The 22161-nt window shown below is 50.4% G+C and carries 23 protein-coding genes; all 23 read right to left on the bottom strand.

Annotated elements, in window-relative coordinates; translation table 11 throughout:
- Nucleotides 1–7 precede the first annotated feature (7 nt).
- Complete coding sequence (locus tag PsAD26_RS02300; RefSeq protein WP_084403542.1) at nt 8–655, bottom strand: RNA-binding protein; 648 nt, start codon at nt 653–655, stop codon at nt 8–10.
- A gap of 130 nt (nt 656–785) precedes the next feature.
- Nucleotides 786–2483, bottom strand: coding sequence for a transcription termination factor NusA (gene nusA / locus PsAD26_RS02295; RefSeq protein ID WP_063309103.1), 1698 nt, complete (start codon nt 2481–2483; stop codon nt 786–788).
- Nucleotides 2484–2601: 118 nt separating this feature from the next.
- Nucleotides 2602–3192 (bottom strand): ribosome maturation factor RimP, encoded by a 591-nt coding sequence (rimP, locus tag PsAD26_RS02290; RefSeq protein ID WP_063294306.1) that lies wholly within the window; start codon nt 3190–3192, stop codon nt 2602–2604.
- Nucleotides 3193–3435: 243 nt separating this feature from the next.
- Entirely contained in the window at nt 3436–4137 is a 702-nt protein-coding gene (gene trmB / locus PsAD26_RS02285) for a tRNA (guanosine(46)-N7)-methyltransferase TrmB (RefSeq protein ID WP_063309102.1), read from the bottom strand.
- Between the two features lie 66 nt (nt 4138–4203).
- Nucleotides 4204–5388: a methionine adenosyltransferase gene (gene metK / locus PsAD26_RS02280; protein ID WP_063309101.1), complete on the bottom strand. Its 1185-nt coding sequence runs from the start codon at nt 5386–5388 to the stop codon at nt 4204–4206.
- A gap of 148 nt (nt 5389–5536) precedes the next feature.
- The gene (locus PsAD26_RS02275; protein ID WP_057463247.1) at nt 5537–5947 is read right to left on the bottom strand and encodes a helix-turn-helix domain-containing protein; all 411 of its coding nucleotides are present in this window, start codon (nt 5945–5947) and stop codon (nt 5537–5539) included.
- A 237-nt stretch (nt 5948–6184) separates the two neighbouring features.
- On the bottom strand, nt 6185–7795 hold the full coding sequence (gene lnt, locus PsAD26_RS02270; RefSeq protein WP_063309100.1) for an apolipoprotein N-acyltransferase: 1611 nt from the start codon (nt 7793–7795) through the stop codon (nt 6185–6187).
- Between the two features lie 45 nt (nt 7796–7840).
- Nucleotides 7841–8992 carry a hemolysin family protein gene (locus tag PsAD26_RS02265; protein WP_063309099.1) on the bottom strand — a complete coding sequence of 384 codons (1152 nt, stop codon included), beginning with the start codon at nt 8990–8992 and terminating at the stop codon, nt 7841–7843.
- Nucleotides 8993–9034: 42 nt separating this feature from the next.
- Nucleotides 9035–9541: an rRNA maturation RNase YbeY gene (gene ybeY, locus PsAD26_RS02260; protein ID WP_063309098.1), complete on the bottom strand. Its 507-nt coding sequence runs from the start codon at nt 9539–9541 to the stop codon at nt 9035–9037.
- Entirely contained in the window at nt 9538–10602 is a 1065-nt protein-coding gene (locus PsAD26_RS02255) for a PhoH family protein (protein ID WP_084403540.1), read from the bottom strand. The genes ybeY and PsAD26_RS02255 overlap by 4 nt, the downstream gene beginning before the upstream one ends.
- A gap of 90 nt (nt 10603–10692) precedes the next feature.
- Nucleotides 10693–12105 carry a tRNA (N6-isopentenyl adenosine(37)-C2)-methylthiotransferase MiaB gene (miaB, locus tag PsAD26_RS02250; protein ID WP_063309167.1) on the bottom strand — a complete coding sequence of 471 codons (1413 nt, stop codon included), beginning with the start codon at nt 12103–12105 and terminating at the stop codon, nt 10693–10695.
- Between the two features lie 156 nt (nt 12106–12261).
- Nucleotides 12262–13077, bottom strand: coding sequence for a lysophospholipid acyltransferase family protein (locus PsAD26_RS02245; RefSeq protein ID WP_063309097.1), 816 nt, complete (start codon nt 13075–13077; stop codon nt 12262–12264).
- Nucleotides 13078–13086: 9 nt separating this feature from the next.
- Nucleotides 13087–13512, bottom strand: a complete 426-nt coding sequence (locus tag PsAD26_RS02240) for a Fur family transcriptional regulator (RefSeq protein ID WP_057463079.1) — start codon at nt 13510–13512, stop codon at nt 13087–13089.
- Nucleotides 13513–13661: 149 nt separating this feature from the next.
- On the bottom strand, nt 13662–14147 hold the full coding sequence (gene rimI, locus PsAD26_RS02235; RefSeq protein WP_063309096.1) for a ribosomal protein S18-alanine N-acetyltransferase: 486 nt from the start codon (nt 14145–14147) through the stop codon (nt 13662–13664).
- Nucleotides 14144–14824: a tRNA (adenosine(37)-N6)-threonylcarbamoyltransferase complex dimerization subunit type 1 TsaB gene (tsaB, locus tag PsAD26_RS02230; RefSeq protein ID WP_063309095.1), complete on the bottom strand. Its 681-nt coding sequence runs from the start codon at nt 14822–14824 to the stop codon at nt 14144–14146. The genes rimI and tsaB overlap by 4 nt, the downstream gene beginning before the upstream one ends.
- 131 nt (nt 14825–14955) lie before the next feature.
- Nucleotides 14956–15516, bottom strand: coding sequence for a NifU family protein (locus PsAD26_RS02225; RefSeq protein ID WP_063294769.1), 561 nt, complete (start codon nt 15514–15516; stop codon nt 14956–14958).
- Between the two features lie 116 nt (nt 15517–15632).
- A complete protein-coding gene (locus tag PsAD26_RS02220; RefSeq protein ID WP_063294958.1) occupies nt 15633–16127 on the bottom strand; it encodes a universal stress protein in 495 nt (164 codons plus the stop codon).
- Between the two features lie 93 nt (nt 16128–16220).
- Entirely contained in the window at nt 16221–17525 is a 1305-nt protein-coding gene (hslU, locus tag PsAD26_RS02215; RefSeq protein WP_063309094.1) for an ATP-dependent protease ATPase subunit HslU, read from the bottom strand.
- Between the two features lie 11 nt (nt 17526–17536).
- Nucleotides 17537–18598, bottom strand: coding sequence for a hypothetical protein (locus PsAD26_RS02210; protein ID WP_063309093.1), 1062 nt, complete (start codon nt 18596–18598; stop codon nt 17537–17539).
- Between the two features lie 140 nt (nt 18599–18738).
- Nucleotides 18739–19287 (bottom strand): ATP-dependent protease subunit HslV, encoded by a 549-nt coding sequence (gene hslV / locus PsAD26_RS02205; RefSeq protein ID WP_057463084.1) that lies wholly within the window; start codon nt 19285–19287, stop codon nt 18739–18741.
- A 124-nt stretch (nt 19288–19411) separates the two neighbouring features.
- The gene (locus PsAD26_RS02200) at nt 19412–20002 is read right to left on the bottom strand and encodes an NAD(P)H-dependent oxidoreductase (RefSeq protein ID WP_063294315.1); all 591 of its coding nucleotides are present in this window, start codon (nt 20000–20002) and stop codon (nt 19412–19414) included.
- A 160-nt stretch (nt 20003–20162) separates the two neighbouring features.
- Nucleotides 20163–20768, bottom strand: a complete 606-nt coding sequence (locus PsAD26_RS02195; protein ID WP_208860003.1) for an rRNA adenine N-6-methyltransferase family protein — start codon at nt 20766–20768, stop codon at nt 20163–20165.
- A 66-nt stretch (nt 20769–20834) separates the two neighbouring features.
- On the bottom strand, nt 20835–21962 hold the full coding sequence (dnaJ, locus tag PsAD26_RS02190) for a molecular chaperone DnaJ (protein WP_057463086.1): 1128 nt from the start codon (nt 21960–21962) through the stop codon (nt 20835–20837).
- Nucleotides 21963–22161: the final 199 nt, after the last annotated feature.

The following is a 22161-nucleotide window of genomic DNA, read 5'->3' as shown; positions in this document are numbered from 1 at the left end:
ATTGCCTTCAGTCCTGCGCCACTGCACCCTTTGTACCGTCGTCGTCAGCCATGACAGAAACTTCCCGGAATTGCGCAAGGCGTTGCGCGTGCTTCACGAAGTTTCTGCCTGCCTCGCCGGCCAGCAGTACAGCATGTATAACGTTATCCCGATCCAGATGCGTACTCATCTGTTCCGAGGTAAACAGGCGGATCACGCTGAGACGATCCACCTTGCCAAATCTAGAAGCGGCTAGGGCCGCCAACTTACGCACACCATCTTCAGAGGCTTCAGTGGCGTGCACCAGAGCAAGAACACTCTCCTTTTTGAGAGCTGCCTCGACTTTCGAAAAACCAACATGTAGGTTGCCAGCTTTTCGGCTCATGGACAGTGCGCCCAGAGCTGCCTGCTCCAGCAGTTTGTCGGTGTGGTCGGCCAAACCGTCTTCAGCGTTTACCTGCTCCTTAAAGCCTCTCGAGAAAGCGCGCCTTTTTATCGCTTCCTGCAAAACAGACTTCTTTGCCGACACCCAAACCCCACGTCCCGGGAGGGTGCCTTTCACATCAACTACAACAGTTTTGTCAGGAGCCATAACGAATCTGAGAAGGTCTGTCACCGGTAGAACTTCACGCGTTACCGCGCAGGTACGTTCTGTCGGCTCATTTTTTCTCGGCACTTCGTATTCCCAACCCTACTATTGTTGTTATTTTTCATTCAGTTACGGGGATGTAGAAACCCGCAGCCTTATGCTGCAACTTCAACACACCCCCGTATAAAACTTTTTTCTGCAGTCAAGCGGCTACAGATTATTCAGAGGACTGCTCGCCTTTTGCGTCTTCTGCACCGCTCTCTTGCGCCAATTCCTCGTCGGCGTCAACCACAGTCTCTTCAAATGTTTCGCCTTCGAAGTCTTCTTCTTCGACTTCCAGCTCTTCTTCAGAGACTTCCACAAGGTCTTCCGCAGAGATCCATCCAGCAGCAACACGTGCTGACATCACGACAGCTTCCGCATCAGCACGAGACAGATCGAAACTGCTCAGAGTACCTTCCACGCGAATGGTTTCTTTATCCTTGCGTTCCGTCCAGCCAACAAGGTCGTCAGCTGCACAGCCTGCGAGGTCTTCCATGGTTTTGATTTCGTCTTTACCCAATGCAACAAGCATTGCGGATGTAAGACCTGGGACCTGAACCAGCTCATCGGAAACACCAAGCTGACGACGCTCTTCTGCGAGTTTTGCTTCCTGCTCTTCCAGGTACTCACGTGCACGAGCTTGGATTTCGTCGGCTGTTTCTTCGTCGAAGCCTTCAATGGACGAGATTTCGTCGAGGTCAACGTACGCGACTTCTTCTACAGAAGTAAAGCCTTCTGATGCGAGAAGCTGAGAAACCATCTCGTCAACATTCAAGGTGTTCTGGAAGAGATCGGAACGAACCTGGAATTCTTTCTGGCGACGCTCGGACTCTTCCGCTTCCGTCATGATGTCGATGCCCCAGCCTGTGAGCTGAGAAGCAAGGCGTACGTTCTGACCACGGCGACCAATTGCCAGAGACAGCTGATCGTTAGGAACAACAACTTCGATACGCTCGGAATCTTCATCGAGAACAACCTTAGCAACTTCAGCAGGCTGAAGCGCATTTACGATGAAGGTTGCCGCATCATCATTCCAAGGAATGATGTCGATTTTCTCACCCTGAAGCTCACCAACAACAGCCTGAACACGGGAACCACGCATACCAACACACGCACCAACCGGATCAATGGAACTATCATTAGACAGGACTGCAATCTTAGCGCGGGAGCCTGGATCACGAGCAACAGCTTTGATCTCGATAACGCCATCATAGATTTCTGGCACTTCCTGCGCGAACAGTTTTGCCATGAACTGAGGGTGTGTACGAGACAGGAAGACCTGTGGACCACGCTGTTCGCGGCGCACATCAAAGATCAGCGCACGAATACGGTCACCATTGCGGAAGATTTCGCGCGGGATCAATTCATCACGACGAACGATTGCTTCACCCTTACCGGTGTCGACAACAACGTTGCCATATTCAACGCGCTTCACAACAGCATTGAGCACTTCACCAATACGGTCTTTAAACTCATCGTACTGCTGATCACGCTCAGCTTCGCGTACCTTCTGAACGATGACCTGCTTAGCGGACTGAGCAGCGATACGTCCGAAGTCGAGCGGTGGCAATGGATCTGCCATGAAATCGCCGACTGTTGCATCCGGGTTGCGCTCCTGCGCATCAACCAGAGCAATTTCAGTCGAAATGTTCTCGACAACCTCAACAACCTGCAGCAAACGCTGAAGACGGATTTCACCGGTTTTCGGATTAATCTCGGCACGAACTTCAGTCTCGGTGCCATAACGGGAGCGAGCGGCTTTTTGGATTGCATCCTCAAGAGCAGCAATCACAATGCTACGGTCGATCGACTTTTCGCGGGCGACCGCTTCAGCGATCTGCAGCAGCTCCAAACGGTTTGCGCTGATAGCCATTCCTCGTCAACTCCTTCCACGCCCTGCCTTCCTTCACACCAGCAGGAACATCAAAACAAAAGGGTGGCTCTTTAAAACCGGAACCGCCCATAACCCATTGCGCAACAAGAACAGCTAATCAGTGATTGAGGTAACTGTCGTCGTCCGTAGGCTCCCCACGGGCTGCTTTTGCGGCTTTATCGGCTTTCAATGCCGCATCGACCAGTTCATCAGTCAAAACCAATACGGCTGACCCAATCTCATCCAACGGAAGACGAGCTGCCTCATCCTGACCTTCCTGTACATCGGTCATTCTGATAAGCGCGCATCCATCTTCCACACCGATGATGTGTCCACGATATCTCTTACGCCCAGCTTGCGGCACAGACATTTCGATTTTCGCAACATGTCCGACCCAGCGCTCGAAATCGCCTGCGCGAACGAGTGGGCGGTCAATACCTGGAGATGAAATTTCGAGATGGTAGGCACCAGAGATTGGATCGTCCACATCCAGCGCCGGGGAAACTGCGTGGCTGATTTCTTCACAATCTTCAACAGCCATCGTCCCATCCGGGCGCTCTGCCATGATTTGAAGGGTGCAGCCATTGTTTCCGTTTACACGGATGCGCACCAGCCGATAGCCCAGATCAGCAACGACCGGCTCGACAATTTCAGCTACGCGGGCTTCTAGGCCCTTTTCCTTTATAATCCGGGGATCGGTTTCGTCCACTTGGTACCTATCGTCTTAATGCAAAGACATGCTTAGTGTCTTTGGCAGTTATTTCGGATACCTGAATTTCGACAGTCAGGCATCACTACCGACTTAGCTAATAAAAAAGAGCGGGTCCTTTCGGGGCCCACTCCTCAATGCTCTTAACTGAGCCGATAGAGAACTCTTGCTCTGCAATATAGTCATTTGACCACTGTATGCAACAGAAAATCAAAGATGAGCGCAGACAAAAGCGAGTCCCCTTTAGGTTTTCGTCTCTTGAACCCGTAAAAATGTCAGGTAACGGCCAATTCTACCTTCACGGTGCGCCTTGCGTTCGTACCGCGTACCTGGCCAATTACTCCATGGTGTACGCCAGTCAGAAGCACATTCGGCACCCCACTCAAAAGCCGGATGCCTGCGACAATGGGACAGCGTCCAATCCACATAGGTGTCGATATCGCTGGCAAATCGATATTCACAGCCCGGCTTTAGAGCACGTGCAATGCGCGTCAGATTGATCTGGTTCACAAAGCGACGCTTCCAGTGCTTCTTCTTTGGCCATGGATCTGGGTAAAGCTGATAAGCCATATCCAATGATGCAGCCGGAAGCCAGTCGAGCAACTTACCCGCGTCATCATCATACAAGCGGATATTCTTGAGACCATGTTCTTCAATGCTGGAGACAGCCTTGATAATGCCAGAGCTAAACGGCTCACACCCGATAAATCCGATTTCAGGGTTTTCTCTGGCGCGATGAATTAGGTGCTCAGATCCCCCAAAGCCAATTTCAAGACATACGCTCTTTACTGGGACGGGGAATAACTCTGCCAGATTTTCTGGAGGTGTTTGTGTCAGGTCCAACGCCACTTGTGGCATAACATCCTGAAGCAACTGCGATTGTCGCGGACTTGCTGGTTTTCCGACGCGGCGGCCGAAAAAAGAGCCTTTGTAGTGATCTACCATCGTTCTCATAAACACAAGCTGGCCAGAGGTTGCCCCGGCCAGCTGTTCATTCTCTAGCGTTAGAGGTTAAGCGTAGGCTCTCTCTACAGCATCACGTAGGTTATGGACAAGGTCGATTTTCTCCCAAGAGAAACCACCATCACCTTCAGCTTCGCGGCCAAAGTGGCCGTAGGCTGCTGTACGTGCGTAGATTGGCTTGTTCAAATTGAGGTGCTCGCGAATGCCGCGCGGGGTCAAGCTCATGACTTCACGGATTGCAGCTTCAACGCGCTCGCCTTCAACACGGCCCGTACCATGCAGGTTGACGAAGACAGATTGCGGTTCAGCGATACCAATCGCATAAGCCAGCTGAATGGTGCACTTGTCTGCTAAATCAGCGGCCACAACGTTTTTCGCGAGATAGCGAGCAGCATATGCAGCAGAGCGATCAACCTTGGTTGGATCTTTACCCGAGAACGCACCGCCACCGTGTGGAGCTGCGCCGCCGTATGTATCCACGATGATCTTACGACCTGTGAGACCACAGTCGCCATCAGGACCACCGATCACGAACTTGCCGGTTGGGTTGATGTGCCAGATGGTGTTGCTGGTCACCCAGTCACCCGGCAGTGCTGCGCGGATGTACGGTTCGACAACAGCACGCACATCGTCAGAGGTCATGGTTTCATCCAGATGCTGAGTGGACAGCACGATCGATGTTGCCTCTACCGGCTTACCATCCTCATAGCGAATGGAAACCTGGCTCTTCGCATCTGGGCCGAGCATCGGCTCGTTGCCAGATTTGCGAGCATCTGCCAGCAAACGCAGGATCTTATGGGAGTATAAGATTGGAGCAGGCATCAGCTCTTCAGTTTCGCGACATGCGTAACCAAACATAATGCCCTGATCGCCGGCGCCTTCGTCCTTATTGTCAGCAGCGTCTACGCCCTGAGCAATATCAGCGGACTGGCCATGCAAAAGAACCTGAACATCCAGGTCTTTCCAATTAAAGCCGGCTTGCTCATACCCGATATCCTTTACAGCAAGGCGGGCAATGTGAGCCAAATATTCTTTTGTGAGAGAGGCCGGACCGCGGGTCTCACCTGCAATAACAAGCTTATTTGTTGTTGCAAGCGTTTCACACGCTACACGGGCTTCTGGCATTTCCTTGAGAAATGCGTCTACAATCGTGTCTGAAACGCGATCGCAGACTTTGTCGGGATGGCCTTCTGAAACCGATTCCGACGTGAACACGTAGTTCTGACGAGCCATTGGCAAACGTCCTTCTGGGAAGAAAAATATAATTGAAGCGACGGCATATCCGTCGCTTCTGGTGTTACATCAAACAAGGAATGTCGATTACGTCAAGAGATTTAGATCAAAATTGCCGGAGAATTGCGAAATTTTACGGATCACAAACTTAATCTTCATCCCCAGCAAGACTCTTGACGAGCTCTACAACCTTTTTGCGAACTTTCGGGTTTTCTATGCGAACGAAAGCCTTATTGAGAGCCAAACCATCAGAAGATGACAAAAAGTCGACGACGTACGTGGTTTGTGGGTTATCACCAACGCCAGGCGTCTCATCCGGGGTTCCTGGAGCATCTTCGAAGAAAAAGGCGACAGGCACTTTCAGAATGGTAGCAATGTGCTGCAAGCGGCTTGCACCAATCCGGTTGGTCCCTTTTTCATACTTCTGAATTTGCTGAAATGTAATACCAAGGCTTTCGCCAAGTTTTTCCTGACTCATGCCAAGCATCATGCGGCGCAAACGTACACGGCTGCCGACATGAATATCGATAGGGTTTGGTGCTTTTTTGCTGGGCATTATCAAAGGCCCTCTTCTTTGGTTTTTTACGGTGCCTTACCGTGGGTTTTTATTTAAACGAGAGCGCATTTCAGCAACTCTCGCAAGAACGCAATTCATCAAACCTGCATTTCGACAATTGCCAAAACAACCTCTGACGGAGGCATCGGTGGCAGGCCCATAAGGTTTTTTTGAGGCCAAATCTGACGATCCAGACGAAAACCTTTACGTGTATTAGATGACGACATTTGCGTGCATTCGTCAATCTCTACGGGTAGGTAATAATTTCTCCATCACCAATAGGAGACTAACAACTACTAGAATAATTCCCCAAAAAATTGAATCACCCACCCTCACGTAAGGCGTGGATCTTAGTATTTTAGGCAATTCACTACTGAAACTACCTTTTTTATTTAGAACAACTTCTGCGAGTATTCTACCATTGGAATCTACTAGACTGGAAATACCAGTATTTGCAGCACGCACCAACGGCACGCCTTGTTCAACTGCTCTAATTCTTGCCTGAGCCAAATGTTGATATGGACCTGCTGTTTCGCCAAACCATCCGTCATTCGTTAGATTTACGAGCAAGTTAGGTCGCTCAGATTCTGGAAGAACAGTTTGCGGAAAGATTGCCTCATAACAAATCAGGGGCTGGAAACTAAGTGAATTTTTTAAATCTATTTTTTTGTGTCGTGTCCCTGCAGTAAAATCTGCTGGAGCCGGAACGAGGCGCTCCACACCAATGGATTGTAGAAGCCAGCGCTTTGGCAAATATTCCCCGAACGGAACCAGACGCACTTTGTCATAGATATCTATGAGTGCACCTTCGTCTGACACAACAAAAGTACTGTTAAAAAAGAGATTCCCGTTCTCGGACAGTTCGCGGCGAATACCACCTGTAATCAACATAGTATTTTGGGGAAGCATGGCTCCGATGGCCTCCAGAGCCCCAGGTTCCTCATCCAGCAGGAATGGAAAAGCTGATTCAGGCCAGATAATGAGCGTCTCGGTATCCAGTTTCAGTTCAGAAAGTGCCTGCTGTGTTTGCTGCAGATAGAGCGGTAGGAGCCTTTGCCTGTTCTCGGGCTTCCACTTGTCCGCTTGAGGTACATTGGGTTGTATTACCAACACCTGAAGCCCCTCAACCGCCTGTTGAGAAGCCTGCAACCTATTCGTTCCGTATGCAACCACGCCGGCCCATATCAGAACACACGCGGAGATATAGGCAGCAGCAGCCTTACGCCTCTGGTCAATCAGCACAACAGGCATCGAAAACAGGAACAATACAAGAAAACCGACACCGTAAATTCCCAAGGCAGAGAAGCTTTGCATCAGCGTCAGGTTTTCGGCAAAGGCATAGCCCCATACATTCCAAGGGAAGCCTGTGAGCATGTGCCCACGCAGCCAGTTGGAAAGAGCCAAAGCAACCACAAAAAGCAGAATACGCGAGACCCCACGCGTCCAAAATAAGGAGGCTCCACCCAGCACCAATGACGGGATCAAAGCAAGACCACCGGGCAGTATGACCAGCGCGAAAGGGATCATCCAAGCGTAGCTCTTGGCATCAACCAGAAACGCTTCTGCAATCCAGAACAATCCGATCAGGAAGAACCCGAAGAAAAACGCCCAGGAAACACGAAAGAACGCAAAAAAACGGGCTTTACGTTGACCTACGGTTTGATAAGTAACTCCATCGAGAAGAATGATCAGTAATGGCAGTGCCACCCAAAGGATGGGAAAGGCGCCGTACGGAGGAAACGCAAAGGCAGATGCAATTCCTCCTGTAAAAGCAAGAAATCCGCGTCTCCACCCTGATAATTCCCGAAGACTGCTTATCAGAGTTCGAGACTTATCAATGGCAGAGACCATTCCCCACTCCCGAATATCATAGGTAAAAATTCAAATTTGCGCTGCTTATTCTGCAGCTTCCGGCCTGCGTGGGCGTATTCTCTGAACTGCCACGCGCTGATCAACTCGGCGCTTGGAGATACGAAGGCGTTTAATGCGGCGTAAGTCAGCATCAATTACTTCGAACTCGAAGGCTGGCAAGGTTTTATCTATGATCAGCTCTCCGCGGACCGGGACCCTGTCCAGAATAGAGAACAAGAGACCACCAAGGGTATCCACTTCTTCCGTCTGCTCTTCGACGAGCTTGAAATCCGCTCCGAGCTCTTCCTGAAGGTCTTCCAGATCAATTCGAGGATCAACTACCCAAACACCTGGGCTGACATTCATGATAAGTTCTTCTTCGTCCTTATCATGCTCATCTTCAATGTCGCCGACTACAGTCTCAACGATATCCTCAAGGGATACCAAGCCGTCGGTTCCACCGTATTCATCGATCACAAGCGCCATCTGCACACGGGTTACCTGCATCTTCTTCATCAGGTCAGAGGAAGACATGGATGGAGGTACAAAGTGCAGAGGCCGGATCAGGCCTGTCGCGTTCAATGGCGTTGAGAGATCAACACAAGACAGATCGAGCAGAGACTTTTCTTCTGTCGACTTCTCGGAAGAGTTCTTTTCTGGTTTCACCAAGGTCAAAGGCACATCCGTCTTCTTGGCTTTTACAGCCAGCTCGACGAAATAAGACATCAAATCCTTGATGTGGACCATGCCTCGCGGATCATCCAGATTGTCGTGATAAACAGGCATACGAGAGTGACCAGATGCCCTGAACAAGGCCATCACCTGACCGATTGTCGTTGTATCTTCCACAGCCTCAATATCGGCCCGTGGAATCATGACATCTTCAACTCGAGATTCGCGCATTTGGAGGATATTTGTCAGCAGCTCGCGCTCTTCTTTAGTAAAGGCAGCATCAGCACCTTCACTATCGCGGGCGAGTTCATCTTCCAAATCTTCGCGCAATGAAACAGCCGCGCTTCTTCGGAAACCTCTAAACGGGTTCAGTTTTGATTTCAGCCTGGTCAGGACACCAGGCTTCATCGCTTGTGGCTCAGAGGTATCTTCGGCAACAGCTGTGCCGGTACTACTTGCAGGCTCTACAGTTTCAGCCTGAACGGAGGTGCTTGCACCTTCTGTACTTCGAGGTTCCGGGCTCATCTCTCTCTCGTTGTTCCCCATATTCACCGTGAATACCGGGGGTTACTTATCTGCCGATAATGGCGCATCTTTGTATGGATCGGGGATTTGTAGGCTCGCCAAAATCAGGCGTTCTTCCGCTTCCATTTCTTCCGCTTCCTCATCTATTTGGTGATCATATCCAAAAAGATGAAGGGTTCCATGAACAATAAGATGAATCAGATGGTGTTCAAATGGAATTTCAAGCTCTACAGCTTCGCGCTTTACCGTCTCTTTTGCAATAATAATATCACCTAATAGCGGGCCGAATGGTGGCTCTTCGCTATCATCTCCCGGAAAAGACAAGACGTTCGTTGGCTTGTCCTTCTCGCGCCACATCTTATTCAGATCCTGAATATGGGCATCATCGGTGAAGACGAGAGAAACTTCTGTGTTTTCTATTACACTCAGCTCACTTGTTTCAAAAGCGGCTGCGATTGCCTTTTCAGCAATCGCTTCCAATAGTTCTTCACTCTCCCAATCGCCTGCTTCAATCAGCAGGTCGATGTGTACCGGGCAAGCTGTGTTCATTCCTGGGAGCCTTGTTCTTCATTTTCCTTGGCAGCCTCTTCAGCTTGCCTGCGTTCTTTGGCTTCCAACCGACGGCGACTCTCGCTGTCGTACGCGCCTACGATACGCGCCACTAGCTCATGACGAACAACATCACTTTCTGTGAAGTCCACACGAGAAATGCCTTCGACGCCACTCAGAATTTTCAAGGCTTCACGCAGACCAGACATCTGGCCCGGAGGCAGATCGACCTGGCTCGGATCCCCTGTCACGATCATCTTGGAGTTTTCACCCAAGCGCGTCAGGAACATCTTCATCTGCATTGTTGTCGTATTCTGGGCTTCATCGAGAATAACGATCGCGTTGGAGAGCGTACGACCACGCATGAATGCGAGGGGTGCGACTTCAATCATGCCACTTTCCAAGCCGCGTTCCAGCTTTTCCGGTGCCATCATCTCATTGAGACCATCGTAAAGCGGGCGCAAATACGGATCGACCTTATCCTTCATGTCGCCCGGCAAGAAGCCGAGGCGTTCACCAGCTTCAACAGCTGGACGAGACAGGATCATCCGATCAATCTCACCACGCTCCAACAATGCAGCTGCGTAAGCAACCGCAAGGAAGGTTTTACCTGTACCAGCAGGGCCAACGCCAAATGTCAGGTCAGAACGATCCATTGCCCGGATATAGGCATCCTGAGCGGCGGTTCTGGCGACCAGCGTTTTGCGGCGCGTTGCGATCTGCGCGAATGCCATACGGGATTTGGGTTCCATCGTTGGCAAGGAGAGCTGAGCTTCAGCGACCTCTGCCAGACGGATAGCGCCATCAACATCGCCAGGTGTGATGTCGTGACCACCCTGAAGACGCGTATAAAGCGACTCCAGAGCAAGCTTAGCCTGCTCTGTTGACGTTTTATTGCCGCGAATGGTGACCTGATTGCCGTGCGCGACTGCCTCAACACCTAACCGCTGTTCAATCAGCGCAAGGTTCTGGTCGAACTGACCGAACAGATCGCTCACAAGCCTGTTGTCTTCGAATGCCAATACCACATGCATCATATCTGATGCCGCAATGGGGCGCATGGCCGTCCTTGAAGCGGACGTTGTCTGGGCTCTGCCCTTCAAATAATGCCTCCGTTCGCTTTTACGCGAGAATCTGGGAGCATCATGCACCTAAACAAGGCGGCCTTCCAGACTATTTGCGCTGGCAGCGACAATTTCTACTGATCTGATTTCACCATACAGGTCCAACGGCGCATTTACATGAACTGGCTGGAGCCAAGGTGAACGACCTGCAAGTTGACCTTCTCTGCGGCCTTCCTTCTCAAACAGTACATCAATTGTTTTGCCAATCAATGACGCATTGAAGTCTTTTTGCTGGGTGCTGAGCAGATCTTGCAATTCAGCCAAGCGCTCGGATTTCACCTGCTCGTCGATCTGCTCTTCTAATGTTGCACCCGGAGTACCCGGACGCGGGCTGTATTTGAAGGAGAATGCGGAGCCATAAGTGACGCGGCGGATCAGATCCAGAGTGTCTTTGTGGTCTTGATCAGTTTCACCTGGAAAACCAACGATAAAGTCGCCGGAGAGAGCGATATCATCACGCGCTTCACGAATACGGTCGATCAGACGGAAATAGTCATCACGCGTGTGTTTGCGGTTCATTGCTTTCAGGATCGCATCGGATCCAGACTGAACTGGCAAATGCAGATAAGGCATCAAAATATCGAGATCGCGATGAGCTGCAATCAGGCTGTCTTCCATATCCCGTGGGTGGGACGTGGTGTAGCGCAGGCGCTCAATGCCGTCGATCTTTGCCAAGCGGAACAGAAGCTCACCAAGGCCCCATTCACGGCCATCAGGACCTTCACCGTGCCATGCATTGACGTTCTGGCCGAGCAGGGTCACTTCACGGACACCAGCAGCTGCCAAGCGCTCGGTTTCCATAACAATCTGCTCAACCTTACGGGAGACCTCAGCACCGCGAGTGTAAGGCACCACACAGAAGGTGCAAAACTTATCACAACCTTCCTGAACGGTCACAAATGCAGTTACTCCGCGCTTACGGACTGCTTCCTTGGAAGGTGTTGCAAGGTGCTTGAATTTTTCCTGAATATCAAACTCGGTCTCGACGACCTTTGATCCGTTGGATGCACGGTTCAACAACTCTGGAAGGCGGTGGTAAGACTGAGGACCAACAACAAGGTCAACGATAGGCGCTCGACGGGAGATCTCCGCACCTTCAGCCTGAGCGACACAGCCAGCGACAGACACCATCATCTGCTTGCCGTCTTTGGCTTTCGCTTCCTTTAACTTACGGATACGGCCAAGTTCGGAATATACCTTTTCTGCCGCCTTTTCCCGAATGTGGCAAGTATTCAGGATAACCAGATCCGCATCATCCGGGCTTTCTGTTTTGACGTAACCATCGTTGGTCAGTGCATCGTTCATACGATCGGAGTCGTAGACGTTCATCTGACAGCCATAAGTCTTGATGAAAACCTTACGGGTCGCTTCGTTCTTTTCGAGCGCCTCCGCAGTATTTTCGGATTGGCTCAGGTTTTCGTTCTCTACTAGATTATCCATTAAATCCTCAAGTGGATCTGCTGCTGGAGTATCTTCTTTTTTTAATGCCCAGCAATTCGAGCGCATCTGCCTGATTCATCAGCAACGTCAGCCCGTCATTTTCAGAATTTGGAGAGCTTTACTCTGTTTTACGCAGAAAGAGAAGCCTTGTCTTGATCAGGCTTGAGCCTGCTCTTCTCGTTTGGGACCATTTCCCTGCAATGCTTCAATGGTCATCCCTCTGACTTGCTCTTCCAAGTCCCGTGTTAAGCGTTTGCGATTGGTTGCTTTTTCGATAGGAACAGGAGTTCCCCATGTCAAATCAACGTCCAACCCGCCTTCTTTGACGACAGACCAGAGATGACCGGCCAGTTCCATGTCTCCATACCAGGCAACATGAGCGCGCCAGAAACGCCCCATTGGCATGCCTTGCAGGCGCGTATAGGCAATTGAGAGAGGCTGCACATAAGCAACGTCTTTCTCGCCTACATTCATTGCGTGATGAACGGCTCCAACAAGTGCAGACCGGAATGGCAATACTTCGTTGCCATTGCTGGATGTACCTTCGGCGAACAACACCATCGCATCGCCTTGAGCCATACGCTGAGCGACTTCCTTGGCGACACGCCCAGTGTCAGTTCTGCGTTGTCGATTAACAAAGACCGTCCGCTGGAGCTTGGCAAACTGGCCAAAGACTGGCCAACCGGCAACTTCAGACTTAGCAATAAAACTCAGTGGCTTGGTACATCCGATAACGACAATATCCAACCAGGAGCAATGATTAGACGTGACGAGAAGAGGGCGTTCCAACGCCATCTCTCCATGCTGCCGGATGCGCAGTCCAATCAAACGAGAGGCAGCCTTGTGCCAGAGCAGAGGGATTTGCCGCTGTATTGGCCAACCTAGCTTCATTGCTACCCACTGTGGGGGAACGAGGGTCAGCGTTAAGAGTGTTAGTGCGGCAAGTATGCAAACTGCTCTGACAGTTGCCATGCACGGCCCCTATTTTTCGTCTAACGGAATACCGTAGAGCTCTAGGCGATGATCAACCAGTTTGAAGCCCAGCTTACGCGCGACTTCTTCCTGCATTTTTTCGATTTCTTCACTGCGGAACTCAATCACGTCGCCCGTGCGCAAATCAATCAGGTGATCGTGGTGTTCATCAGAAACGGTTTCGTATCTGGAGCGGCCATCGCGGAAATCGTGGCGTTCAATGATACCGGAATCTTCGAAAAGCTTCACTGTGCGGTAAACAGTTGAGATAGAGATCTTCGGATCGATCTTGGAGGCTCTTCTGTAAAGCTCTTCCACATCTGGGTGGTCTTCAGCAGACTGAATTACATCAGCAATCACGCGGCGCTGTTCTGTCATCCGCATACCCTTATGAGCACACATTTCAATCAGCGTCATTTTTTCTTCTGCCGTCATTTGCCCCAATTCCTCAAAATCACACAGGCACCACAGTTCCAGTCTGCGTTGGTATCCTAGCCCTCAAAACTGTGAGAGAAAAGAACCAGTTTCACTGTTACGCGGTTTGAGCGTGAGCTAAAAGCCTCATCTCACATGCGTAGTGTCGCTTAAACGAGATCGCAACGCATAACAAGCGCTGTTCCACTGCCTTCGCTAGCCGCATAATACGCTTTTCTTTCTCCAACCTGCTTGAAGCCCAAGTTTTTATAAAGCTTCAGTGCGGAGCTGTTCGTGTCATCCACTTCCAAGAACAGTGCTTCGGTACGATCAGAGTAAAGCTGGAAGATGGCGGCTTCCATAAGTTTCCGTCCTATCCCCTTTTTTTGATGCTTTGGGGAGACTGCAATAGTCAAGACTTCGGCCTCACCTGCAATCGAACGGATCACGACAAAGCCCAGATCGGCTTTTCCAGTCACACCAGATGTGCGGGCAGACAGGAAGAAAACGCCTTTTTGCTCAAAGATTGCGGCAAGTTCCGCTGTACCCCAATTCTGCTTGAAGCACTCGGCATGAAGTTTCGCCAGTTTAGGCAGGTCGTCTTTCTCAGCACGCTCGATAACCGGCGGCTTTTCTGATGTCCACCAGGACTTCATTGACGACGAACCTTTCCTTTCTCACCCGGAATAGCATCAGGAGCCCGAAGATAGAGCGGCATCGGAGCTTTATCCTGACGCTTTGCACCTTTACCGAGCTTTGCGATGTAGTCAATCGATGCAGCAGCGGCATCATTGCAAACGCGAGACTTATCTACGCCTGCAGCATTGGCGACAGCCTGTGCAGCAGAGCCTGCCAGAAGAGTCTCTGCATCGAGATTGTGTGCGAGGTCCTTGACGGTTGAAACGCGAGCCTCTCCAATCGGAGCTCCAGTTTCATCAAAATTTTGACAGTAGACTTCATTGCGACGCGCATCGAGAACCACCAGAATTGGTTTTCTGACGGGAGCAGCGTCCAAAGACTCGTGTGCAATTGCGGCTAATGTTGTGACCGAAACAACAGGCTTTTCGAGAACGAGACCAAACCCACGCGCGATGGAAAGGCCGACACGTAGACCTGTAAAACTGCCCGGACCAACATTCACAACAATGCGGTCCAGTGAGTTAAACGTTGTCGAGGAGTCGGTCATGACACTCGCAACCATGCCCATAATGCGTTCAGCATGACCTCGTCCAAGATCTTCGCATTGGGAGACAATATCCGGCGCTCCGCCTTCATCGGTTAAAACGGCGGCAGCACAGGTACTTAGTGCGGTATCAATAGCAAGCAACTTCATAAGTTCGGCTTATCGTTAGGGCAGCTGGTTGTCGAGCAACCAATTCGTTTAACACCCGGAGTATTTTCTGGCCTTGCAGCAAAAAGGGCAACTGGTGCTGCCCTGTTTCAGAAGATTTACATTAGCAAAAACTACATTTGTCTAACTTCTTGAACTTCTGGGATGAAATGCCGCATCAGGTTCTGAATCCCATGGCTCAGTGTTGCCGTTGAGGATGGGCAACCAGCACAGGCGCCGCGCATGCTCAAATAAACGATACCCTCACGATATCCCCTGAATGTTATGTCACCACCATCTTGAGCAACTGCAGGGCGTACGCGGGTTTCGAGCAGCTCCTTGATCATGTTTACAGTCTCTTCGTCTTCTGCGTCGAAGAACTCTTCTCCTGTATCGCCATCACCAGCTTCCTCACCTTTCAGGATCGGGGTGTTGGCCATAAAGTTTTCCATGATCGCACCAAGAATGGCCGGGCGCATATGCTGCCAGTCAGTCTCATCCTTGGTTACTGTGATAAAATCATGACCAAAGAAGATGCCAACAACGCCTGGAATAGTAAAAAGCTTCTCCGCCAGCGGTGATATTGTGGCTTCTCCTGCCGAGCGAAAATCGCGAGTGCCTTCCGACAAGACTACGCGGCCAGGCAAAAACTTGAGTGTTGCCGGATTTGGTGTCGCTTCGGTCTGAATGAACATGGTTTTGTTTCCGATTTTTATGCCAAAGAGCTTTCGCAAGCAGTCGCAGCACAGTTTACACTACTTAACGCTTCAGCAATGACTGTTTTCAAGTTCTATATGATAGGTAAACCTGATCAGGCAAGAGCATCTAGTGCATCATCGTCCAAATTACCTGGTACGATGGTCGTCGGAATCGGGAATGTTCCAGCCGATTTGCCCGCAATAGATGAAACAAGAGGCCCTGGGCCTTCTTTGCTGGTTCCTGCCGCCAATACAAGAATCGCAATGTCTGCATCTTCTTCAATCAGGTCAATGATCTCATCTGACTGGTGACCTTCACGCACAACCAACTCTGGCTCTGTCCGTGCAGCCGCTCTCACTCTTTCGGCAGCTTTAGCCAAAATGGTGTCTGCATTATCACGCGCTTCCTGGCGCATGATGTCCTCAACCCCTAGCCAATGCTGGAAGTTTCCGGGTGCAATGACAAAGAGCAAGAGAACGACACCGCCGGTACGGGCCGCACGCTTTGAGGCATAAACGATGGCTCGACCACATTCTGGAGTGTCATCGACTACAACCAGAAACTTTCGGTCGTGACCTTCTTCATTACTTTTGCGAATAGCTACCATGTCGGCATGCTGCCACTTGAGGTGGTATGCGGCAAGTATTTTTCCTTGCCACATTCCGTTAGGTTTTCTTTTTCCGACTGATTTTTTCGTCAGTTAGAGGATGAACTGAGACAAATCGACATTCTTGGCCAGTTCGCTCACATTCGATTTCACATAGGCCGCATCAATTGTAACCTGCTCACCAGACTTGTCTGGTGCGGCGAAGGAAATCTCATCCAGCACACGCTCCATCACAGTCTGCAAACGGCGAGCCCCAATGTTTTCAACCGTCGCATTCAAATCAACAGCGATTGTTGCAATCTCATCGATTGCATCCTCGGTAAATTCGATGCTCACGCTTTCCGTTGCCATCAATGCAACATACTGCTTAATCAGGCTGGCTTCGGTTTCTGTCAGGATCTTGACAAAATCTTCTTTAGTCAGCGCTTTCAGCTCAACACGGATCGGAAGACGGCCCTGAAGCTCAGGCAGAAGGTCTGATGGCTTTGAGACATGGAATGCACCAGAAGCAATGAACAGAATATGATCCGTTTTCACCGGGCCATGCTTTGTTGATACAACAGTGCCCTCGATCAGCGGCAGCAAGTCACGTTGAACGCCTTCGCGGGAGACATCACCGCCGTTACGGCCATCTTTCCCGCAGATTTTGTCGATCTCATCAAGGAAAACAATACCGGAGTTTTCCACCAGCTCAATTGCCTCTTGGACAACCTTCTCTTCATCAAGAAGCTTGTCGGACTCCTCCGCCAGAAGCAGCTTGTGGCTATCTTTGACGTTTGTGCGCTTCGGCTTGGTCTGACCACCAAATGCTTTGCCCAACATATCGGAGATATTCATGACACCGACACTGCCCCCTGGCATGCCAGGAATATCGAAGCTTGGCATCTGTGGGTTGGCACGCACCTCAACTTCAATTTCTTTATCGTCGAGGTCGCCTTCGCGCAGCTTTTTGCGGAATGTATCACGGGTAGATGGGCTTGCATTGTTGCCGACCAGCGCATCCAGAACACGCTCTTCAGCAAGAACATGTGCTTTTGCTTCGACTTCTTTACGGCTTTGCTCGCGTACGAGAGCAATGCTGGATTCGACCAGATCACGAACGATCTGCTCTACATCGCGGCCAACGTACCCTACCTCGGTAAACTTGGTTGCTTCAACTTTTGTGAAAGGAGCATTCGCAAGTTTTGCAAGACGACGAGAGATCTCAGTTTTACCAACACCGGTTGGACCTATCATGAGAATGTTCTTTGGCTGAACTTCTTCGCGCAGCTCTTCATCCAACTGCTGACGACGCCATCTGTTGCGCAGTGCAATCGCAACTGCACGTTTTGCGTCATGCTGGCCGATGATGTAGCGATCGAGTTCACTAACGATTTCCCGAGGAGAGAAATTTGTCATTTTCTTACTTTCTAGTTCCGGATAGGTGGCAGATATGTAGTAAGTGTAGTTCCTGCAAGAGGGCGCATGACGATCCGTCGCGCCACGTTCCAGCCTGAACCGAGTAGCAAAACAAAACTCCCAAGCAATACAAGGGAGATAGCAGTTAGCTGCGATGCAGAAAAGTCAGCAGACTCCAGCAAATAGGCTAATGCGAAGCCTAGGTAACTCAGCGCCGCAACCAGCATTGCACGACGGTCAATGATGAGAGCAACCGCACCAAATGCCAGGACAACAGCAATGGAGACCAAGGCATAAGCTTCTGTTTGCTGCTCAAGATACATTCCACTCAAGATGGAATGAACGATAAGGGGGGCGGCAAGCAGGTGAAGCCAAAAAGCCTTGTCTGTGTTGAGTGTTTCCCGCTTGGTGTCTTTGGTGTCAAAATACATCGCGCAAGCGAATGCAAACAGACCGCAGACCAGCGAAACCCAGGACAGATAATCAAGAATCTTAGTGTCAGTTACCAATGTCAACGCGCCTACGATCAAGCCCATGATCCCTGCAACAATGACAGTCAGTGTGATCGGGACTTTAAAACGCCAGTAAAACAAAGAAGCGCCCACTAAAGCAAAGATCGAACTCAGGATGACCTGAATGGCTTCGGAGTCATTGTTCAATACATCAGGTGTGAACAGGCCAAATCCAACAAGCGCAATTGAACCTCCAAACAATCCTGTCAGCAGAATTGAAGGAAGCGCGAGCTTCTTAATCTTGGTGAACCATTCAGCCAGCCCCCATGTAATGATGGCAGCAGCGCCAGCAACAGCAGCTGTAGGAAGACCGCCTTGAGTGAGCGGCTCACCGAGCCCAATGCCATAGCCAGCAAAAAGAATTAGGATACCGAGGCTAATGAAAATGTCATGAAAGCCGCGTGTAAACCTTACTTCTTCTGGGTCGTGAAGGCTCTCAGATGTTTGTTGGTTCTGAATGTTTTCTGCTTGAAGAGATAAATAGGAGACGAGCTTATCAGCTTGATCAGCGCTGATAATTCCTGCGGAGATGGCTCCGGTAAGAGATGCTCTTGATATCATTAGTTCCTCGTCAAATCCAAATGGAACAATAAAAGCTTCAAGTATCCTTGGCTTAGCAAATTAAGCTGATCTAAAAGTGTCTTGAACACAGAACTGGAGATCGAAAATTATTGATCTCCAGTCGTATCTTGTCGCCAAAGTTACTCTTCGTCGAGCACTTCAACCGTAACGTTGCTGTTTGTGTAGACGCAGATATCTGCTGCAATTGTCATGGACTTGCGGCAAACCTCTTCTGCGGTCAGATCCATATCAACCAGCGCACGTGCTGCGGACAGCGCGAAGTTGCCACCGGAACCGATGCCCATGACGCCATTTTCCGGCTCAAGCACGTCGCCGGTTCCTGTCAGCACCAAAGAGTGCTTTTTGTCGGCAACCAGCATCATGGCTTCCAGACGGCGAAGGTAGCGGTCTGTACGCCAATCTTTCGCCATCTCAACGCATGCGCGCATCAACTGATCAGGATATTGTTCGAGCTTGGCTTCAAGGCGCTCAAACAAGGTGAACGCATCAGCAGTCGCACCTGCAAAGCCAGCAATAACCTTACCGCCTGCCAGTGGGCGGACCTTGCGTGCAGTGCCTTTGATGACCGTTGACCCAAGAGACACCTGACCATCTCCAGCAATTACGACTTTGCCGCCTTTGCGCACGGTCAATATGGTTGTGCCGTGCCACTGTTCAGGTTCACTCATTCATTTTTCTCCAGAGTTCTATCGGCAACGGAGCAAACTCCCGCGCAACTCAATTTCAAATTTGTGTCTGCGGTATTATGTATGTAGTCCTTTCCGCATTGCCAATGCGGCGAGCTAAAAAAACTCAGTTATCCTGTAGCTTTACGTGACTTGCCTCACTGACGAAGCGGTCAACAAGCTTATGCAATCGCTTGATCTGGTGATCTTTTGTGAGGTCGCCATTTTCATCAAAGGACTTGCCCGCGAAGTTAATAGAGACCATTTCCGGCAGGACAAGGCATCCTAAAGACACTTCCATGATCGTCCTCAGGTGCATGAGGCCTCTCAAAGAGCCATGCGCACCTGGAGAAGCCCCACCGACGGCATAGATCGACTTGTGGAAGAGCTGAAGCGGTTCTTCCTCTGGCAACTGGATGCGACTGATCCAGTCCAGCGTATTCTTCAGTAATGGAGTGATGGATGAGTTGTATTCCGGGCTGGCTATGAAGATACCATGATGGGTCTCAATGAGCTTCCTGAGTTTGAATGCATTTTCTGGAATGCCCGTATCATCTTCCAAATCACCATCGTAAATAGGCAAAGGATAGTCAGCAAGGCTGATTGTGGTTACTTCTGCATTGGCGATCGTCAGGTGTTTCGCCATCAGCTCTGCCAGCATTTTATTGTAGGACCCTTTACGGGTTGAACCTGAAAAAACGAGTATCTTTGGCTTCATAGGGCTATCCTCACCACATGGCTCTGCATTCTCTTGTCCAAGAGCTGCACGATCTCAGATTGAAGTCGGCACGAAGAGTACCTCATACTACCCAAGCGTAAGGTTTATGGAAGATACGCGTTTTTAGGTGATTGGCTGCTAAACGCCTGCCTTTGAGAAATCAAAAGGGCTTTCGGAAAATCCAGACACGAGCCGGAGGAATGTTCTTCACGATCCATCCAGTTTTCGACCAGCTGAACATTTTGGATTTCAGTGATACCGGAGACGCGAGAGAATATGAGAACTGAATGAAGGGAGCACCGGGTCTCATAAGGGCAAAGGCATCACGAATGCACTTCAAGCGAAATTCCATCGGTCTGGACACAAGCGGCAAGCTCGAAACCACAGCGCACAGCGAGTTCGGGGCAATATGCTCAAGGCTGGGACGCATGTTGTAAGCATCACCTTGAACCACATTCAGTCCCTCAAATTTGTCACTAAGATGCTCACAGAAATCTGTGCTGTACTCCAAGCAGGTAAGGCGGTCTTTTGAGATACCTGCTTCCAGAATAGCTTTTGTAACCGGGCCTGTGCCAGGTCCCAACTCTAAAACCGGATTATTTGACTGAACGGGAACGAACTCTGCCATTCTCTGGGCGAGAACAGGGCCTGATGGCGCAACTGCTCCGGTCGTGAGTGGTGCTTCCACCCACGCCCGAAGAAATTTGGAAGGCTCACGAAATTTGTTCAAGGCATTTTCTGCCCGTGACCTCGTTTCGTGAAACATTCAACTCTCCGTAGCATCAACAAAGGGTACTACTGAGATATTACTGATTGGTGGCAATTTAAAGAGCTATGCCTTGAAATTCTCCAAAAAATCTTTTGCCTTTGCAAAAAAGCCCGTAGATTCAGGATGATTTTCACCAGAAGACTCACCTTCAAATTCTGAAAGAAGCTCTTTCTGCCTCTTCGTGAGATTTGCTGGTGTCTCCACGGCAACTTGGATATACATGTCACCCTTCTGGCTAGACCGCATAATCGGCATGCCTTTACCGCGTAGCCTGAACTGCTTTCCGGTCTGAGTGCTTTCAGGAACCTTCACACGCGCAGTGTTGCCATCCAAAGCCGGAACTTCGAATTGACCACCCAGAGCGGCAGTTGTCATTGAAATCGGCACGCGGCAGAAGATATCAGCACCGTCACGCTGGAAAAACTCATGCGGACGAATGGATAGGAAGATGTAAAGATCGCCTGCGGGACCACCGCGAGCACCGGCTTCACCTTCGCCTGACAAGCGAATACGCGTGCCATCTTCGATGCCTGACGGAATATTCACGGAGAGCGTACGCTCTTTCGTTGTCCGGCCAGTACCGCCACAGCTGTCACATGGGTCGGTAATGATCTCACCACGGCCCTGACAGGTTGGACAGGTGCGTTCCATGGTGAAGAATCCCTGAGCCGCTCTAACGCGTCCAGCACCACCACAGGTTGGACAAGTGGACGGACGAGTTCCGGACTTTGCGCCGGAGCCACTGCACGGCTCACATGTTACTGAAGTTGGAACCTCGATCTCGACGGACTTACCTTCGTAAGCTTCTTCAAGAGAGACTTCCAAGTTGTAGCGTAGATCTGCGCCACGTTCGCGGCCAGAACCACGACGGCCACCACCGCCACCAAAGAACTCATCGAAGATGTCTGCCATGGAGGAAGCAAAGTCGCCTGGACCCGCTCCACCGCCACCACCAAAGCCGCCGTTTTCAAAGGCTGCATGGCCAAATCGATCGTAGGCAGCGCGCTTTTGCGGGTCTTTCAGGGTTTCGTAAGCTTCGCTTACTTCCTTAAAGTTTGCTTCCGCTTCATCATTACCAGGGTTTCGGTCTGGATGGAATTTCATCGCGAGTTTGCGATAAGCGCTCTTAAGTGCCTTCTCGTCGACCTCCCGTGCTACCCCCAGCACCTCATAGTAGTCGCGTTTAGACATTATGAAATAAGCTCCAAAGACGTGATGTCTATCTGCGTTCTGAAGCCTCAGGAGAACATCAGCTCAGTCCGAGGTCACTGTGGGCAGTCGAGATCAATTCTTGCTTCGCAACGAACTCACTCGTGAACTGCACTCATCTTCAAAACAAAACTGTTTACTGTTCAGTCGGTGATTGAGGTGCAGCTTTAAGCGCAGCGCA

The sequence above is a fragment of the Pseudovibrio sp. Ad26 genome, assembly GCF_001623285.1.
GTDB lineage: Bacteria > Pseudomonadota > Alphaproteobacteria > Rhizobiales > Stappiaceae > Pseudovibrio > Pseudovibrio ascidiaceicola.
The sequence above is the reverse complement of the archived record's forward strand: the minus strand, read 5'-3'. Positions and strand labels throughout refer to the sequence as shown.

Coding starts and splice junctions, on each gene's coding strand:
- ybeY (WP_063309098.1), bottom strand. CDS start 9,541: ATGAACACAGCTTGCCCGGTACACATCGACCTGCTGATTGAAGCAGGC.
- PsAD26_RS02225 (WP_063294769.1), bottom strand. CDS start 15,516: ATGTTCATTCAGACCGAAGCGACACCAAATCCGGCAACACTCAAGTTT.
- miaB (WP_063309167.1), bottom strand. CDS start 12,105: ATGGATAATCTAGTAGAGAACGAAAACCTGAGCCAATCCGAAAATACT.
- PsAD26_RS02240 (WP_057463079.1), bottom strand. CDS start 13,512: ATGACGGCAGAAGAAAAAATGACGCTGATTGAAATGTGTGCTCATAAG.
- PsAD26_RS02210 (WP_063309093.1), bottom strand. CDS start 18,598: ATGATATCAAGAGCATCTCTTACCGGAGCCATCTCCGCAGGAATTATC.
- PsAD26_RS02200 (WP_063294315.1), bottom strand. CDS start 20,002: ATGAAGCCAAAGATACTCGTTTTTTCAGGTTCAACCCGTAAAGGGTCC.
- rimI (WP_063309096.1), bottom strand. CDS start 14,147: ATGAAGTCCTGGTGGACATCAGAAAAGCCGCCGGTTATCGAGCGTGCT.
- hslU (WP_063309094.1), bottom strand. CDS start 17,525: ATGACAAATTTCTCTCCTCGGGAAATCGTTAGTGAACTCGATCGCTAC.
- dnaJ (WP_057463086.1), bottom strand. CDS start 21,962: ATGTCTAAACGCGACTACTATGAGGTGCTGGGGGTAGCACGGGAGGTC.
- PsAD26_RS02195 (WP_208860003.1), bottom strand. CDS start 20,768: ATGTTTCACGAAACGAGGTCACGGGCAGAAAATGCCTTGAACAAATTT.
- PsAD26_RS02265 (WP_063309099.1), bottom strand. CDS start 8,992: ATGAGCCCGGAACCTCGAAGTACAGAAGGTGCAAGCACCTCCGTTCAG.
- trmB (WP_063309102.1), bottom strand. CDS start 4,137: ATGGTAGATCACTACAAAGGCTCTTTTTTCGGCCGCCGCGTCGGAAAA.
- PsAD26_RS02255 (WP_084403540.1), bottom strand. CDS start 10,602: ATGCGCCCCATTGCGGCATCAGATATGATGCATGTGGTATTGGCATTC.
- metK (WP_063309101.1), bottom strand. CDS start 5,388: ATGGCTCGTCAGAACTACGTGTTCACGTCGGAATCGGTTTCAGAAGGC.
- PsAD26_RS02220 (WP_063294958.1), bottom strand. CDS start 16,127: ATGGTAGCTATTCGCAAAAGTAATGAAGAAGGTCACGACCGAAAGTTT.
- tsaB (WP_063309095.1), bottom strand. CDS start 14,824: ATGAAGTTGCTTGCTATTGATACCGCACTAAGTACCTGTGCTGCCGCC.
- PsAD26_RS02245 (WP_063309097.1), bottom strand. CDS start 13,077: ATGGCAACTGTCAGAGCAGTTTGCATACTTGCCGCACTAACACTCTTA.
- lnt (WP_063309100.1), bottom strand. CDS start 7,795: ATGGTCTCTGCCATTGATAAGTCTCGAACTCTGATAAGCAGTCTTCGG.
- nusA (WP_063309103.1), bottom strand. CDS start 2,483: ATGGCTATCAGCGCAAACCGTTTGGAGCTGCTGCAGATCGCTGAAGCG.
- hslV (WP_057463084.1), bottom strand. CDS start 19,287: ATGAGTGAACCTGAACAGTGGCACGGCACAACCATATTGACCGTGCGC.